The sequence below is a fragment of the Vibrio aerogenes genome, from assembly GCF_024346755.1.
GTDB classification, from domain to species: Bacteria; Pseudomonadota; Gammaproteobacteria; order Enterobacterales; family Vibrionaceae; genus Vibrio; species Vibrio aerogenes.
Genome location: NZ_AP024862.1, coordinates 574182 through 591698, shown reverse-complemented (window position 1 = coordinate 591698; position 17517 = coordinate 574182). Strand labels below are relative to the sequence as shown.

Genomic DNA, 17517 nt, shown 5'->3' with positions numbered 1-17517 from the left:
TTAGCACATGACCGGTTCGCGCAGTTTCACGGATTTCCCTGAATGTCTCTGAAAATCCCCCAATCCCTCTTTCCCCTGACAACTTACGATCTCAATTATGTCCGTCACCATACGAGAATCATCATGACTCAGGATCACTCTTATCTGAATAGTTTTACCGGCAACGAAGTCAGAACCGATTATCAGAATCTGTTTCCCTATTTCCATCAGGGTGAAGTTCCGGATGTACCACCACCCATGGTGAATAATGCCTTTATTACGATCCCGGCCGCACTGACCAGCACACCAACATTCACAGATTTGGCCAAAGCAAAACAGGCAGGAAACCGGGGTGAAATCGAAAAATGGGCGGCTGACTTTATTTCTCAGCCTGCCCAACCGGGCGATCTGACCTGCTATATTGCATCGGTGGCTCAGTTGCCGGTCTGGTCTTATCCGTTGGTAAACCTCCGGCTGGAACACACGCCGTCCCATGAACAGGCTGAAGCCTTGGGTGACATCGTGAATGTTGACCAGCAAAAAGTCACCCAGACGGAACTCAGCCAGCTCACGCAGTCGCTCTGGTGGAGCGTGCTGGCGCTGGTCATTCAGATTGACTACGAATATGCCTGGCTGGATCAGCTGCTGTCCCTGCTGCGTAAAATCCATATCGGGTTGCGCTACAATCAGGCCCAACAAAAAAATCAACCGGCAGACGATACACTGTTATCCTTCTGGTGGCATGCCAGTGTGCTTTTGCCTGATGCGATTTTCCCGCTTCCGGCTCAAAGCGATGCCACGCAAACGCCTCAATCTATTCAACCCCCACAATCCCCCGCGGCAACCGCAACACCGCTGACGGGAAGCGCCCGCTATTATGCACTGGGGATTTTGAATCAGTTCCGGTATCGCCTGGTCGGTTATGAGGCAGGTGAGTTACAAAAGGTCGAAACCGTGTTACCGGGAGAGACAAGAACCCATGTCTCCAGAGAAGTCACCCACACCCATCAGCACGAGCATCATCAGGATACCGATCGTCAGGGACACGATACCCAACAGCATCAGCTGGATCAGGATTTAAGCACCTATGTTCAGCAGGTGATGGCGAAAAAGCAGCAGGAAACCGCATTTAATCAATACAAAACCGGATACAACCCCGGCAATCAATCCGATACATCCGGCGGATGGACCATCACCGATACACCGCTGAGCACCGGCGTAGATAAACATGAAGATTTTATTCAGCAGGTGCTGGCCGAAAGTAAAGCCAGTGCGGTGAAAGATGTCAATCAACGCCGGGAACAGCAATCCATTCTCCAAAGAGAACAGACATCCACTCATGAATTCTCCAATCAGACGCAAAACATCATCAATGGCTTTTATTTCTGGCTGAATAAGCGCTATAAAGTCACGTCCTCGTCTTCTTATAACCGGCTGTTGATTGAAATCATTTGCCCGGTCGAGAGTTCAGATCTGGGTGATTTTGCCGGCCTGAAAGAGCTGGTGAATCTGAAACCACCTCAAACTCTGGCTGAATGCGGCGTCAATGACTTTCATGCCATTCAGCCAGACTGTTCTGCAACCCCTGCTGCAAACTCAAAAGGCAAGACAAAAACGAAAACGCCAGAACCCGCGATGTGTCCGGACTATTTATCGCTGGCGGTCCAGTTTGAGGTTTCAGACCTGCCTCAGCCACCGGCAGCGACTTGTGTCCGGTCATTGACTCAAAGCAGTGACAAAATGGCGACAACGCTGATGATGCCGGTGCCGGATGGCTATCAGGCCACGAAAGTGACAGTCGGCCTGTCTGCGGCTGAAGGTTATCAGTATCAGGTCAATGTGGCCGGACAAGTCAGGACATCCGCCTCCGGCACCTGGACATTCCCGGCAAAACCGGGCGCAGACACACCGCCACAGTGCGGTGATATCCCGGTTTCGGTTTTGGCCACACCACCTGCGGCCAGCAGTGAGACTTCACCCGCCTTACCCGTGCAATATACAATACAGGTCAGCGCAGAATGTACCTGCCTGCCCTCAATATTTGCCCGCTGGCAGTTTGATGTGTATCAGGCGTTGCAAGCGGGTTACCAAAAGCAGCTCGACACTTATCTGCAACGCCGGAAAGAGGCAGAAAAATTACTGCAACGCGCTGCAACACCGATGACCCGTTCGCTGATGAAAAACTATGTCATCCATCAGGGCATGATGGCGCTTTATCATCAGGCGATGGACAAAATCGGTGATGATCTGTCTTATCCCCATGAGCCCATGCCTTTCGAGCAGTATGCCAGCAGCGTACTGGACTGGGAAAATCTCTGTATTGCTTTATACAACGGTTCACCGGCTGATCCGGACACACTCAAACCAACGGCTGAACTGGTAGCCGCTTTAGATGCGCCGTTGTATCTGAAAGATTTTCTGACAGCAACGCAGGCGAGGCTCTATATCCCGGTGCAGGAGAATCATGTGCTGCGGTTTTTATACTTCCTCGATACCGGGAAAATATGGCATGGTGAAGAACAATACACGCCGGTGAACCGCCATTCAGAAGCGATCACAGCCGACTATAAGCGCTTTAATCTGCCCCGGTCTGAACAGGATAACCGGGGGCATGACTGGTATATCACTTTGCCAACCACCATGGCCGTGTTAGGTGATGACCATCAGCGGGATCTGGAGGATTATTTAGACCATGAACGATAGTCAGGAAAGCGGCATTGTGGTGTCGTCTGCGGCGACACAAGCCTGCCCATTCAGCCCGGCCGGGGCTGTGATTGCTTATGCCGGTGTGATAGAAACGAATCCTTCCAAGACGCCCCGGCCATTTGACTGGCTACTGTGCAATGGAGCCACCGTCGACATTGCCGTCTATCCCGCGCTGTTTGCTGCGCTGCAAAACCGCTATGGCGGCGATGGCAAAACAACCTTTGCGGTGCCGGATTATCAGGGTACATTTTTAAGAGGTGTGGATGACGGCACTCACTTCTCCGGTAGTACAGAACACCGGACCGCCCCGAAACATGGCGGCACCAATCAGGTCGGTTCGCGTCAGGATTATGCGCTCATTAACCATCAGCATGCGTACCAACATAAAGGTTCCGGCATGGTCACGCCGTCCGACCCGCCTGCAGGCAGTGCTATCTCGGCGACGAATGAGACTTTCAATACAGATCGGATTACTCAGCCATCAGACCCATATATCAGCCAGACGGAAATCCGCCCGGTCAATACCTTTGTTTACTGGCTGATTAAAGCCCGGTAATTCCGGCAGAATGCGCCGGATATCTGCTGTTCCGGATGCATCCTGTTTTCCGTCTAAAATCAATAATTATTGCTTTGCTTCGGGCACCCTCAGATATTCAGGCATATCCTGGCGGATACGTCCGGTATCTATGCCCGCACGCTGATAATATTTTGTCATGATCATTTGGTAGGTGCCATTCGCGGCAATTGTTTTCAACCCCCGCAAAAATTCAGCTCTTAGCTGCTCATCTTCTTTTCTGAACATCACCGACATGAAGTCTGTCGCCACCGGATTTTCAATCGTCGCAAAACTATCGATTTGTTCAGGATACCGATCACGGATAATTTGCCAGCCAGACAATTCAGCAATCACTGCCAGATCAACCCGCTCTGCCTCCAGTTTCATGATATTTTGTTCAATCCGGGAACTGTAAGACACATTCAGGCCGGCCTTTTCATAAGCATCCGTAAAAACACCGCCCCGGACACTGCTGATCGTATAAGGCAATAAATCGGCAAACTGATGAAACTCAAATCCGTCAGGAAAATGCTTTTTTTTATAAAACAGCGTCAGATTCATGGCTAAAATATCGACTTTTTCAACCTCTGAAGCAAAACCTTCGGCTTTAAACCACTGATAAAAACCCAGACTTGCCGTGCTCTTGTTTTCGATCACTGACCAGACTGCACGGGTCAGGGGAACAATATAAACCTCAGACTGAAGTGATACCGCCCGAAACGCTTCTTGCACAATTTCACATCCGAGCCCGCATCCGTAAAATGGGATACTTTTTTGATACACAAAGGGCGGCACGTTTGGAGAGGATATTTTCAGCGTGGGCTGAGCAGATAAAAGAAACGGGAACAATAACAAATAAATGCCGATAATCACCATTTTGGGTTGAATCGTATGTTGAAACCGCATGAAGCCTGCCTGTTAATTATCCTGATAATCAATCATGGACAATGCTGGAAAAACAGCCAATCCAACGTTAAAAAAAAATGTAACAAAATACGCTTGAGTGTGAAGGTTGCTGCAATCCGTGAAACAGTCGCCAGGCACAAAAAAATCGCCGGCGTGCAGCGATTTTTTCTCAATTTTTGCAACAAAACCCCGGCCATCATGCCACCGGGATCATCCATCATTCTGTTCAGTGTCCGGCTCCCCGGTCTGATGATTTTCCGCAGACTGAGCGGCCGGACCAAACATGCTGTTCAGGGCGTCTCTCTGCTCTGATTGCAGTGTCATCAATTCCGACAGATGCGCTTCTTGTGTCGCCCGCATCTCGATGAGCTGCTGGTGTAATGTATTAATTTGTTCATACAATGAAGACTGAAAAGCTTCAAAATCAACCTCCGGCAGTTTCATCCCGGAGACCCGTGATGCATTGCGGGGTGTATAGCGGCCGGATTCTTCGTGTGAATCTGTCCGTGTTGTCTGTTCAGACCGCTCCTGCGGATGTTCCCCGCGATCGGCAGCGTGATTTGTTGGTTCATTGGTTGGTTGCGTCGGCCCGGCTGTCATCATATTTCCTCTTCCTTGTCTGGCATGTCACCGATGTCAGACGATCAGGGAACTCAGGCTGACCAGCACCAGAGAAAGCACCAGCCCGAGTCCCAACAGTGTATGCATTGATCGTGGTTTGGCGGTAGTTTCAGGGGAAGCTACAGCCACTGTCTCTTTTTTTTCTTACACACATTCTGTTTATTCACGCCTCCCTCTTCTGCGGGTTTGTCTTGCGCTTCATCTTCAGTTTTTTTTGCCGCAATTTTCGCTTGAGCCTGAAGAATCCGGGCACAGGCACTGGTCACGGCACTGGAAGACGCCATTTGTGCATTTTGCTGGGAGACAATCGCATTTTGCATGCCTCTGGAAAGCGTATCTGCAAAAATCGTATCGACCATATCCAGTGAATAGTTTTCCGGCGCATATTGTTTTTCCGGCAAACAGTCATCGTCAACCTGAGTTTCATTTCCCATGATTATTCTCCAAAATAATTAATCTTTAACAACTGTTCCTGTTTCTGCAGGATTACCGTCCTCTTTTTTGGCGGCTTTGTCCAAATCGCTGTTTTTCTGGTTGCCCTGCCGGGCCTGATTGACCTGCATATATAAATCGATAAAGTTATTTTTTGATGCCTGAGCCTGATGATTGATCGTATCTAATGCTTTGAGATACTGTGCATCTCCGGTTTCGATAAAGTTCGCCAGTGCGACACCGCTGGCCGTTGTCAACAGGGTATTCATATCGCGATAAGAGTTCGCCGCATCCTGCACAGCCAGTGCGCCGGACTGCGCCAGTGACTTATCAGCAATATTGGCCGTTTGTTCCCTGTCCTTTTTGATATCACCCTGACCGGGTTCTGGTGAATGATCCTGTCCTGCTCCCATGAACGGACTCCTTTTACCTGACTGAAAAAGATATACCTGACTGAAAAAGATATACCTGACTGAAAAAGAAGTTCAGAGGCTTCACCCTCTGAACTCTGAATCATGATTACCGGCCAGCAATAATATTGCCGGAAACCTTACCTGTCACCGCTTCACCGGTGTTCATCAGCGCATTGATGCCCTGAACGGTTGCGGCCTGCCACATCACATTCGCCTGTTGCTGACCTGTGGTCAGGTTTTGTGCCGCAATGCCCAGCGCCTGGCTGGTACTCATCATCAGATTTCCCATTGCGGTTGCGGGTACATCACCAAGAACTTTGGTATTCACTTGCGTTACAGAGTCTGTAATCGCGCCATTGACTGTATCTGGCATAATATTGTCCTTATTGATCGATAGTTACGGTTGCGGAAATAACGGGTTACCGCCGCATGATGATGCCTTCAGAGACTGTCCCTGTAACAGCTTCTCCGGTATTCATCAGTGCATTAATCCCCTGCACGGTGGCGGCCTGCCACATGATATTGGCCTGTTGCTGCGCGGTGATCAGGTTTTGAGCAGCAATGCTCAGTGCCTGACTGGTGCTCAGCATCAGGTTACCCATCGCAGTTGCCGGTACATCCCCCAGTACTTCCGTATTTGCTTGTGTCACTGAGTCTGTAATCGCTGAATTGACTAAATCTGGCATGATTTTGGTCCTTATTGATTCATATTAGTGACGGGAAGTCCGGGTTAACGGCCCTGGATAATGCCTTCAGTGACGGAACCCGTCACAGCTTCACCAGTATTCATCAATGCATTAATGCCCTGAACAGTCGCAGCCTGCCACATCACATTGGCTTGTTGCTGTCCCATCGTTAAGTTTTGTGCTGCCACACCTAATGACTGGCTGGTGCTCATCATCAGGTTGCCCATCGCAGTTGCAGGCACGTCACCCAGCACTTTGGTATTCGCCTGAGTCACGGAGTCTGTAATCGCTTCATTCACATAATTTGGCATGATAATTTTCCTTATTGATTAGTATGATTTATGAGACAAATAAGCCTTAGCGGCGTGTAATGATGTTTTCAGTCACAGAACCTGTCACTGCTTCACCCGTATTCATTAACGCATTGATTCCCTGCACGGTCGCAGCCTGATACATCACGTTGGCTTGTTGCTGACCTGTGACGAGGTTTTGAGCTGCAACACTGAGCGACTGACTGGTTGGCATCATCAGATTACCCATCGCAGTTGCAGGTGTATCACCCAATACTTTTGTATTCACCTGAGTGACAGAATCAGTAATTGAACCATCTACTGTACTTGGCATAATTTTCTCCTGTATAGAAGTGACGAAGCTATCGCTAGCTTGCTGGTGTACAAACGTGATATCACGTCATGATGAGTAAAGTGATTTACCCAATTTCTGAGGTTTATTATTGGTGAAAACCGGCGGGCTATCTCCGTGAAATCAGGGAGCTTTTCTGGTGAATCTATGCAACTGAATCTGTCTTTCTCATACCAGCTCATTCAGGCAGACAGCAGGAACAGAAAGGAATAATGACCATGGGTAAATACCGTATGTAAAAAATCAATAAAAATAAAAAATCCTCCCCCGGTTTCAGGGAAGGATAAAGCGGGAGGCCGCCAAAATTTACCGGCAGCAAGCAGCGTTAAAATCAATATTGATAAACAGAGACCATACAGCCCAGATAATCAATCAGTTCAGCACCACCGCCCTGATTATTCCAGAGAGCACGGTGACTGTTAAAACTATATTCATTCTCAGCTAACGTCGTTTTATCCGTAAAAATCTTCAGTGAGGCTCCGGGACGAAGCTTACTCCCCGGCGGAAAAGTGAAGGTTGTTTGATTGCGGACAGATGTCACCTGCCAGTCGCTCAAATCAACGATATGTTCCGAGATATTGACGATTTCAATAAACTCATCGCCCTCTCCCCGGCCCTCATGACCGTCGGCCTTGATCCGGCTAATCACCACATCTGAATGCGCATGTTGGCCGTAGGCCCAATAACACACCACATCTCCCTGATGATTTTTCAACGTTGCCAGATCCCCCCGGTTATTCCAGATCGGATGATGGAACTGAAAACTATGTGTATGTTCACCCGACGTGTGAACAACAAATTGCTGGTGTGGATGCAGCAACGAGTGTTCAGGAAAAGTGTAAATCTGATGGGGTGAACCGGCTTCAATGGTCCAGCCGGACAAATCGGCAATCAGAGTTCCCCGGTTTTTGATGGTTATGGTTTCATTCAGCTGATCGGTCTCATCCTGGAAGCGGAGATGAGCGATCTCAATCTGATATTGAAGTTGCAACTGATTCAAATCTTCCCAAACCTGATCGACCGCCTTGACAGCAGGCAAATCATGAGTGGAAAGTTGATCAATCAATTTCTGCATATCCTGACGGATCTGACGATGAATCACTGACACGTTGTGCTCCTTTTATTCCGGACAATTGCGGATTGTACCCGGTAATATACTAGCCGGAATCTTGCCACATAAATTGGGTTAATCGCCGGATTTCCCGGTAAAACCAAAGAGAAACCAGTACCCCCAAAAGAAAGCAGGATGATCCAAAACAGAGTGGTCCTAAAGCTGAGTTCTCTTAAACCAGAGCTCTCTTAAACCAGAGCTCTCTTAAACCAGAAAGCTCTAAACCAGAAAGCTCCGGGGCGGAGCCTGCGCCTTTTCACGCCTCATCTCCACCATCCGGATACGCCTGCAATCCATGCGCAGTGCCATACAGGTTCAACCTGCATACAGTGATAAATCCCGCTAAATAATTGATTCATCATCTGAAAAAAAACAACACCTGCCCCGGTCACATTCAGTAGCGACAGAACATTTTTAGGATGATGCGTATCAATCACCATGTTATGGGATAAACACGTGTACAACCGATTCTTACACAGACTATTTGAGGTCAGAGACATATGGCCTGCCAACGGCGGCCCGATCATCATCCCCCTGTTGCTTGCCGGGCTGTTGAACGGATGCCATTCATCAGACACTGAGATTTCCGCTCAACCGGCGCATCGCAACGCTGAGCGGGTGTACTACAAAGCGGAGGACGATCTTTATGATCAGGCAACACTGTATGTCTGGAATGATGACCACTGTCATGCTTATGCCGCCGGCAACCCGGACGCCGCTGACTGGACAAAAGGTCTGTCTCCGGACGGTGTCGATGCCCGATATGGTGCGTACTGGGACTTAGACGTCACTGACGATCAAACACAGTGTATCAATTTCATCCCGCGGATTGGCGGAGAAAAACCACTGGGTGACTTCAATGCCACGCTTGATTTCACCCAGACCGATACAAACCACGCGGTGTACACCCGCCAGGGTGTCGCTGCGGTTTACCCGGAACTGATTCCTCAGGGAGCCGTTCCGGAGAACACAGCCCGTATTTACGTCAACAGTAGTGATAATGATATAAATAGTTTCACTCTGCATCTCTGGAACGACACAAATTGTACTAGTTTTAATGGAAGTGATACGACATGGCCGGGGATCACACCAACGGGATACAGCGAGACTTACGGCGCTTACTGGGATATCCCGGTCCGTTCAACAAGGGCACCAACACCAATGAGGACGGAAGAAATCAGCCCGTGTATTCATCTGATTGCGAATAATAAAACCAGTGGCGACTATCAGACGGCTGATCTGAAATTTGAATTTGATAAAACTACAGCCATCGGACTGATTGGCTTTATTTTTAAAGGGACAGACACCGTGTATTATCAGGCGCTCTCACATCATCCCGACGGACAGGTTCAGCTCAGCGGTGCCAGTGCAATCTTTGCCGATGCGCAAACGTTGCTGGTGAACCGGCCTGACGCGACCAAAGTCACACTGTATTATTCTGAAGATGGTGCGCTGAGTTATGACAGCCAGACTAAAACTGTATCCGGTGCCAGCGGAAAAATTGCATCAACCCGGCACAGCGATACCGGATGGCAAACCACCAAACCGCATCTCCGGGAGAACTTCACCGGGTTCAGTTTTGATTTTTCAGCCCATGGGCTGTCACTCAAAGACCTGCTCAAAGATCAGTTCATCGTGACGGCCAGTGATGCCAGTGGTGTTATTCTGGCGACTGCGGTCCAGCCAGCCGGTGCACTGGATGCCCTGTATGCAAAAGCCGCAACTCAGCTTGAATATGGCGCGATCATCAACGATGACGGCAGTACCACATTCCGCTTATGGGCCCCGACGGCACAAGATGTCAAGCTGATTCCTTACACAGCCGGTAAACAGGCGCAGGCAGCCATTCAAATGGATTTTGACCGCACATCAGGCAGCTGGGTGGCAGAACAGACCGCCCTGACAGCCGGTGATTTCTACCGCTACCAGGTGACAGTTTACCATCCGGCCACCCAACAAATTCACACTGACGAAGTTTCAGACCCGTACGCGCTGAGCCTGTCTATGAATTCTCAATACAGTCAGGTGGTTGATTTGTCGGACCCGGCACTGAAACCCGCAGGCTGGGATGCTCTGACCGCACCTCATGCGCAGAATAACCCGGCCCGTATGGTTATCTATGAGGCGCATGTACGGGATTTTTCTGCGACCGACACTTCAACCATCCCCGCATACCGCGGCAAATATCTGGCGTTCACTCAGGCAGATTCAGTCCCGGCAGAACACCTCAAAGCGCTTTCAGCAGCAGGGGTAACGCACCTCCATCTGTTGCCGGTTTTTGATATCGCAACCATCAATGAAGATCCCAGCCAGATTGCGACCATAGATACCCGGTTTTCTTTTTTGTGCCAGCTGGATGGCACAATTCAGAATGATCCGGACTTTGGCCATTACTGCACCAGCGATGAGACGTTAGCATCGGTCTTTCAGGCATTGGCAGAAACCGATCACAAAGACAATGCGGTCGTGCAGCGACTCAACAGCCATGTCCGCAATATTGATGCGTTTAACTGGGGCTACGACCCGTTTCATTACACCGTTCCGGAAGGCTCTTATGCCACAGATGCGGAAGGCATGGCCCGCATTAAGGAGTTCCGTGACATGGTGATGGCAATCAAACAGGATATCGGTATGAATGTGATTATGGACGTGGTTTATAATCACACCAATGCTTCCGGGATTGCAGATACCTCCGTCCTTGATCGGATTGTGCCCTGGTATTACCAACGGCTGAATGAAATAACCGGCGCGGTTGAACAATCAACCTGTTGTTCCAACACGGCACCGGAAAATAAAATGTTCGGCAAGCTGATTGATGATTCCATTTCCGTCTGGGTCAAACAATACAAGATTGATGCATTCCGCTGGGATCTCATGGGCCATCATCCACTGGCACAGATTCAGCAAACGCTGGCTGCCGCCAGAAAAATTAATCCGCAGGTTTACTTCTACGGCGAGGGCTGGAACTTCGGTGAAGTCGCAGATGACCAGATGTTTCAACAAGCGACACAGGCTAACCTCGGTGGCACCGGCATAGGATCTTTTTCTGACCGCCTGCGGGATGCCGTGCGGGGCGGAGGACCATTCGACAGTGATCAGGATCTGCGCCTCAATCAGGGCTTCGGCAATGGTGTGTATGTTCAGGTCAACGATCTCAATACACAAACACCGGCTCTGAAAGCGACCGCGCTGCATCTGGCCGATCTGGTCCGGCTTGGGATGGCCGGAAATCTCAAAGATTATCAGTTCACTGACAGCACAGGTAAAGCGGTGAAAGGGGCTGAAGTGGATTACAACGGCCAGCCTGCCGGATATGCGCAGGATGCATGGGAAGTGCAAAACTATGTGTCCAAACATGATAATCAAACGCTGTGGGACAACAACCAATATAAGATTGCGTATGACGTCAGCACAGCGACCCGCACCCGGATGCAAGCCGTCAGCCTCGCCACAGCAATTCTCGGCCAGGGAATTCCGTTCATTCATATGGGCAGCGAGCTGTTACGCTCCAAATCAATGCAGCGGGATTCTTACGATTCCGGCGACTGGTTCAATAAGGTAGATTTCACCAAAAATGATAATAACTGGAATACAGGTTTGCCGCGTGAAGATAAAGATGGCAGTAACTGGTCCATGATAGAACAGATTCTGCACAATGCCGGAGACAATGCCCAACCGTCGCCGGACAATATCGCCGCGATGGATCGTTATTTCCGCGAGCTGGTTGCCCTGCGCGCCTCTTCCGGGCTGTTCAGCTTAGGTAAAGGCAGCGAGATCAAACGCCGGGTCAGATTCTGTAACACCGGTCCGGATCAGATTCCCGGCCTGATTGTCATGGCAATCGATAACAGTGGCAATTTGCATGACAACAGCATCGATCCCGACAGAGACGGTCTTGTGGTGGTGATTAATGCTTCCCCGTCAGCCGTCAGCGACTACGCAGGATTTGATGCTACCGGCTATACGCTGCATACCATTTCTCAGCTGGCGGGCTCTGATTCAATTGCGGTTCACGGACAAACCACCGCCAGCGTTGAAGAAAACCAGCTGTCTGTCCCGGCATGGTCTGTGGCTGTGTTTGAGCAACAGCACCAGGATCTGCTTTGAATATGTGATCTGTTTTGAGCATGGGATCTGTTCAGCGCAATTCATAGCCGGTACAGACTGTGATTTGAAGATCACAGCACAAAAAAGGGACGCCGAAGCGTCCCTTTCTCATCAATATTGATTTGAACCGGTCTTAAGCCCGGCGTGCAGGACGGCTGTGTCCGCGCTCACCCCGGTATGAACCCCGGTTATCACCGCCACGGTTGCGGTCGAAACGACGCTCACCGTCGCGATTACCATTTTCACGATTACCGTTAAAGCGGCGTTCACCTTCACGACGTCCGCCACTGTGATTTCCATCACGACGACCCGCGCCACCGCGTGATTCACGGGACTCGCGGAAATCATTGAAATCACAAACCACAGCACCCACACTCTTCTGGCGAATGCGTAATTTACCGAGTTTACGTGTGACGTCAGATGACATAGTTTTTGGTAACTGAACAAATGTATGTGTCGGTGCCAGTTTAATCGCACCAATTGAGCCCTTACCCAAACCCAGTTCGTTTGCCAGTGCGCCAACGATATCTTTGACCTGAACGCCCTGCTCACGGCCAACCTGAAGTTGATAAGTCTCCCAGTCACCCTGAGCAAAAGTACGGCCTTTTCTGCCATCCCGGCCACCCGTTTCTCTTCTTTCACGGCGACGTTGTTTTTCACGCTCAATTTCAGCAATCATCGGATCTTCACCGATATAGAATAAAGGACGCTTGCCCTGCTGACGTTTCAGTAACATCGCAGCCAGTGTGCCCGCATCAATATCCAGCGTGCTCTTCAGTTTATCCACTAAAGATTCAAAGCGATCCAATACTTTATGTTCTTTTTCGATATCCAGTTCCTGGCTCAGTTTCACCAAACGCGCTTCCGCGACTTTATCACGGTGCGGCAGCTGGATCTCTTCCATCGAGGAACGGGTCACGCGTTCAATCGTCCGCAGCATACGAATCTGATTGGTGCGCACCAACAGAATTGCTTTACCTTTTCTTCCGGCACGGCCAGTACGGCCAATCCGGTGAATATAGGATTCAACATCGAAAGGAATATCGTAGTTAAATACGTGTGTAATCCGCGGCACATCCAGACCACGTGCAACGACATCAGTCGCAACCAGAATATCGGTCACACCTTTCTTGATGTGTTCAACGGTACGCTCACGCAATGACTGAGGAATATCACCGTGCAGCGCAGTTGCTTTAAAACCACGGGAAGACAGCCAGTCCGCCAAACGTTCCGTATCCTGACGGGTGCGGACGAACACGATCGACGCATCCGTTTCTTCCGTTTCCAGCAGACGAACCATTGCTTCATCTTTTTCTACGCCCTTCACCACCCAGAATTGTTGCTCAACCTTGGCAACCGTCTGATTGGTTCCTGCAACATCGACTTTCGCCGGATCACGCAGGAAGCGGTCGACAATGTTTTTCACCATCGGTGGCATTGTTGCAGAGAACAAAACACGCTGTGCAGATTCAGGTGCCTGTTCCATAATCCAGGTCACATCGTCTACAAAACCCATTTTGAGCATTTCGTCCGCTTCATCCAGCACAAATGTATGACACTCGTCCAGATGCAGGCGGTCACGGCTGATCAAGTCTTTCACCCGGCCCGGTGTACCGACAACAATGTGCGCGCCAGATCTGAGCGCTCTCATTTGATCAACGATAGAAGCACCACCGTAGATTTCCAGTACTTTCAGACCATGGATGTTTTTACCAAGATTTTTGATTTCCGCAGCAACCTGAATAGCCAGCTCGCGGGTTGGCGCCATGACAATAGCTTGTGGTTTGTGCTGATTCAGATCGAGTTTATTCAGTAAAGGCAGTGAAAATGCGGCAGTTTTTCCCGTACCCGTCTGTGCTTTACCCAGTGCATCACGTCCTTCCAGAAGGAAAGGAATTGCTGCCGCCTGAATTGGCGTTGGGGAGACAAAACCCATTCCATCCAGAGCGGACAGGATTTCATCAGTTAAAGACAGATCGCGGAATTGAATTTGATTTTCTTGCATGGGGTTCCCAGTCAGTAAAATAAATAACACATAGCCCCATACGCTTTACCCATTCTCACCCGGTTAAGGATAGATTCCTTTCTATAATTACTTAAGATTAAACTTCGTCTGAAAGCGGCAAGGGACATAAACAGGGTGCGGATTATTCCCTAAACGCATAAAAAAAGCCAGAAAAAATTGAATTTCATCACATATTTTTCGAATTGAGCACTTTATATATACACCTCCTGTCATAAAAATGACAAAAAATCACCAGAACCGGCATGACAAGCCGGATGCACAGGCACCTGCCACCGGTAATTGACACATCCGATGATAGTCAGGAACATGGATATACTTTCATCCAATTACCAGTTACTATGTGGCACCGTATTGCGTAGTAACACTTTTATTGAAAAATAGCCCCAACTCAAACGCCCTGTATACATTCAGTCTCATTCTTCTTGGGGCGGAATTTGGGGAGATTTTGGGGAATGGCAGTTTCCCGACAGAAATCAAAGGTTTAATTTATAAAGATGTTTTCAGATAACCCACTGTTAGCCCAGCTAAAACAACAAATCCAGGAAAATCTTCCTAAAAAAGAAGGCTTGATTAAAGCGACCGATAAAGGATTCGGTTTTTTGGAAGTCGACAGTAAAACCAGTTTCTTTATCCCGCCGCCATATATGAAAAAAGCCATGCACGGGGATAAAGTGGTTGCCATTATCCGTACGGAAAAAGAACGGGAAGTCGCAGAACCTCAAGAACTGATTGAACCTTCTTTAACCCGTTTTATCGGCCGGATAAAACTTTATAAAGGTAAACTGAATGTTGCACCGGATCATCCGCAACTGAAAAAGCAGCCTCTGAAGGCAAAAACCAAAAAAGGGGTGAATCCGGAACAATTTGCAGAAGGTGACTGGGTTGTCGCGCATCTGATCCGCCACCCGCTGAAAGGTGATAACGGCTTTTTCGTTGAAATCAGTGAAAAGATTACTGATGCCAACGATAAAATCGCGCCATGGTGGGTCACGCTGGCCGAAAACGATTTACCAAATCATGAACCTGACGGGATTGAAAACTGGGAACAGAAAGACGACGCGGATCTGCAACGGACCGACCTGACTGCAACGCCATTTGTCACTATCGACGGTGAATCCACCAAAGATATGGATGATGCGCTGTTTGCTCAGCGTAAAGACAATGGTGATTTTGAACTGACTATCGCCATTGCTGACCCAACCGCTTACATCACTCCGGACGATTCCATGGATAAAGTTGCCCGCGAACGGGGCTTTACCATCTATCTGCCGGGACGCAACATTCCTATGCTCCCGCGTGAGCTGGCCGATAACCTCTGCTCTCTGATTGAAGGTGAAATCCGTCCGGCGCTGTGCTGTCAGGTCACCATCTCGCAGGATGGTACGATTGGCGATGATATCCGTTTCTTCGCTGCCAATATCAAATCACACGCCCGGCTGGTTTATGAACATGTTTCAGACTGGCTGGAAAATGGCACTTCAGACGCGTGGACCCCGGACGAAACGATCGCACAGGTCGTTCGTGATCTGTATGACATGTCGAAAGCCCGTGCCGGCTGGCGCGAAACTCACGCTGTTGTTTTCCCGGATCGCCCGGATTACCGTTTTGAGCTGAGTGAAGATAACGACGTCATCGCCATTCATGCTGATTCCCGCCGCAGCGCGAACCGCCTGGTTGAAGAAGCGATGGTCACCGCAAACGTCTGTGCCGGGAAAGTCTTAAAAGAAAGCTTCGGTACCGGTGTATTTAATACCCATGCCGGCTTTAAGCCAGAGAAAGTTCAGGATGTCGTCGATCTGGTCGCAGAGCACGGACTGGAAGGACAAACAGCAGAAGTTCTGGCGACACTGGACGGTTTCTCCGCTTTACGCCGCTGGCTGGCCGCACAGGACACAATGTATCTTGATAACCGGGTGCGTAAATTCCAGAGTTACAGTGAAATCGGTAATCAGCCGGCACAGCATTTTGCTATGGGTCTGGATGTTTATGCGACATGGACCTCCCCGATCCGTAAGTACGGCGATATGATCAACCACCGCCTGCTGAAGGCTCATATGATGGGGAAAGCCCCGATTCAGACACCTGATGAACAGGTCGGCGAAGAACTGTCACTGCATCGTAAACATCACAAAATTGCCGAGAGAAGTGTGAGCGACTGGCTGTACGCCAGAACTCTGGCAGAAGAGCCGCAAAAACAAACGCAGTTTCAGGCGGAAATCTTTGATATTAACCGGGCCGGACTCCGGGCTCGATTGTTAGAAAATGGCGCGACTATCTTCGTTCCGGGCGCATTGATTCTTGATAATAAAGAAAGAATTACCTGTAACGGCGACAGTGGTCAGATCATCATTGATAATCATGTGGTTTTCAGACTGGGTGATGTACTGCCGGTTATTCTGACCGAAGTGAATCAGGAAAACCGGAATATCGTCGCGAAGCCGGTGGAAACTTTCGGTGAAACCAATCCGGAAAAAACCGCTGAGTAAACGATTGAATCGACATCAGTTTATACATGTCTTTGACCCGGTGTGAATCCGGGTCTTTTTTTGCCGGCTGTTTACTAGAGCACGCTCTAGATGAGACCAAACAGAATGAACATATCATACCATTCTAAGTCATTTTCTGATCTGGATATATCTGGTTCCGCAAACCGCTCAAGCCATCCCTTTTTGTTGATAAGAAAGGCGCTTAAACAAGGGCATCCATGCCCTTGCATGTTTGCTCCACCAGACACATCCAGATCATCAGTTTATTTTCCAGATTGGTATCATCTGATTCCACACGTGGCTCAAAATGTTTCTTTGCGGAAAAACAAAGTCACTGTCGCGACTTCGATACCCAGTTTCCGGATACTGGTCAGATTAAACACATGATGTGCGTCCTGCCGGTAAAGCCAGTCATCAAATGAAACCGTCATTTCACTGCCTTCCCCGTATTTCAGCAGAAAATCATATTGCCAGCGCAGCGCGTTCCCTTTTTCCTGCCCAAGAGCGACACCAATAATGTAATCCGCTTTTCCCCGGTAACGACCATCAGGCAAACGCTCAATGGTCCACACCCGGGTATCCTTTTCACCATCATCGTAAACAAACTGTTCGTCAAGCACCAGGGTATCGCCTTTGACAGTCCCTGTCAGAGAGACATAAAACCGCCGGGTTTGCTTGTTGGTATAATCCTGCACCATCCCCCAGGCGCGGGTTTCACCTTCAAAATACCCAAACAAATCGAAAGCAGGAGACTGTGACTGATACTCATCCAGTTCGGCTGAACACCCGGAAAGTACTGACGCCAGAAAAACCATCCCTGTCCAGCGGATGACCTTGCCCCACTGT

16 protein-coding genes are annotated in these 17517 nt (G+C 49.3%); 4 read left to right on the top strand and 12 right to left on the bottom strand.

From position 1 onward, the window contains the following. Nucleotides 1-42: 42 nt before the first annotated feature. Both OCV29_RS20285 and OCV29_RS20280 read left to right on the top strand, forming a co-directional pair. Nucleotides 43-2682 (top strand): hypothetical protein, encoded by a 2640-nt coding sequence (locus tag OCV29_RS20285; RefSeq protein WP_073602208.1) that lies wholly within the window; start codon nt 43-45, stop codon nt 2680-2682. Continuing rightward, the gene (locus OCV29_RS20280; protein ID WP_073602207.1) at nt 2672-3241 is read left to right on the top strand and encodes a phage tail protein; all 570 of its coding nucleotides are present in this window, start codon (nt 2672-2674) and stop codon (nt 3239-3241) included. Before OCV29_RS20285 ends, OCV29_RS20280 begins: the two co-directional genes overlap by 11 nt. Before the next feature lie 66 nt (nt 3242-3307). On the opposite strand, the gene OCV29_RS20275 is transcribed toward OCV29_RS20280, so the two are convergent. The 10 genes from OCV29_RS20275 to OCV29_RS20230 form a co-directional block, all read right to left on the bottom strand. Then, nucleotides 3308-4147, bottom strand: coding sequence for a substrate-binding periplasmic protein (locus tag OCV29_RS20275; RefSeq protein WP_073602206.1), 840 nt, complete (start codon nt 4145-4147; stop codon nt 3308-3310). Between the two features lie 32 nt (nt 4148-4179). Then, nucleotides 4180-4368 (bottom strand): hypothetical protein, encoded by a 189-nt coding sequence (locus OCV29_RS20270; protein WP_139281494.1) that lies wholly within the window; start codon nt 4366-4368, stop codon nt 4180-4182. Beyond that, nucleotides 4358-4750 (bottom strand): hypothetical protein, encoded by a 393-nt coding sequence (locus tag OCV29_RS20265; protein WP_073602204.1) that lies wholly within the window; start codon nt 4748-4750, stop codon nt 4358-4360. Before OCV29_RS20265 ends, OCV29_RS20270 begins: the two co-directional genes overlap by 11 nt. A 137-nt stretch (nt 4751-4887) precedes the next feature. Continuing rightward, entirely contained in the window at nt 4888-5202 is a 315-nt protein-coding gene (locus OCV29_RS20260) for a RebB family R body protein (protein WP_073602203.1), read from the bottom strand. Between the two features lie 18 nt (nt 5203-5220). Next, nucleotides 5221-5613: a hypothetical protein gene (locus OCV29_RS20255; RefSeq protein WP_073602202.1), complete on the bottom strand. Its 393-nt coding sequence runs from the start codon at nt 5611-5613 to the stop codon at nt 5221-5223. Between the two features lie 106 nt (nt 5614-5719). Further along, entirely contained in the window at nt 5720-5986 is a 267-nt protein-coding gene (locus OCV29_RS20250) for a RebB family R body protein (RefSeq protein ID WP_073602201.1), read from the bottom strand. Between the two features lie 46 nt (nt 5987-6032). After that, nucleotides 6033-6299: a RebB family R body protein gene (locus tag OCV29_RS20245; RefSeq protein ID WP_073602200.1), complete on the bottom strand. Its 267-nt coding sequence runs from the start codon at nt 6297-6299 to the stop codon at nt 6033-6035. 44 nt (nt 6300-6343) lie between these two features. Continuing rightward, nucleotides 6344-6610 (bottom strand): RebB family R body protein, encoded by a 267-nt coding sequence (locus OCV29_RS20240; protein ID WP_073602199.1) that lies wholly within the window; start codon nt 6608-6610, stop codon nt 6344-6346. A gap of 46 nt (nt 6611-6656) precedes the next feature. Beyond that, nucleotides 6657-6923, bottom strand: a complete 267-nt coding sequence (locus tag OCV29_RS20235) for a RebB family R body protein (RefSeq protein WP_073602198.1) — start codon at nt 6921-6923, stop codon at nt 6657-6659. A 349-nt stretch (nt 6924-7272) separates the two neighbouring features. Then, a complete protein-coding gene (locus OCV29_RS20230) occupies nt 7273-8049 on the bottom strand; it encodes a lamin tail domain-containing protein (RefSeq protein WP_073602197.1) in 777 nt (258 codons plus the stop codon). Nucleotides 8050-8550: 501 nt separating this feature from the next. Between OCV29_RS20230 and pulA the strand changes: the two genes are divergently transcribed. After that, nucleotides 8551-12159: a pullulanase-type alpha-1,6-glucosidase gene (gene pulA, locus OCV29_RS20225; RefSeq protein ID WP_245796763.1), complete on the top strand. Its 3609-nt coding sequence runs from the start codon at nt 8551-8553 to the stop codon at nt 12157-12159. Nucleotides 12160-12292: 133 nt separating this feature from the next. Here pulA and OCV29_RS20220 read toward each other — a convergent pair whose 3' ends face one another. Next, nucleotides 12293-14164, bottom strand: a complete 1872-nt coding sequence (locus OCV29_RS20220) for a DEAD/DEAH box helicase (RefSeq protein ID WP_073602196.1) — start codon at nt 14162-14164, stop codon at nt 12293-12295. Between the two features lie 515 nt (nt 14165-14679). Here OCV29_RS20220 and rnb point away from each other — a divergent pair. Further along, nucleotides 14680-16671: an exoribonuclease II gene (rnb, locus tag OCV29_RS20215; protein ID WP_073602195.1), complete on the top strand. Its 1992-nt coding sequence runs from the start codon at nt 14680-14682 to the stop codon at nt 16669-16671. A 302-nt stretch (nt 16672-16973) separates the two neighbouring features. Here rnb and OCV29_RS20210 read toward each other — a convergent pair whose 3' ends face one another. Continuing rightward, nucleotides 16974-17486: a DUF3833 domain-containing protein gene (locus OCV29_RS20210; protein ID WP_073602261.1), complete on the bottom strand. Its 513-nt coding sequence runs from the start codon at nt 17484-17486 to the stop codon at nt 16974-16976. Between the last annotated feature and the right edge of the window lie 31 nt (nt 17487-17517).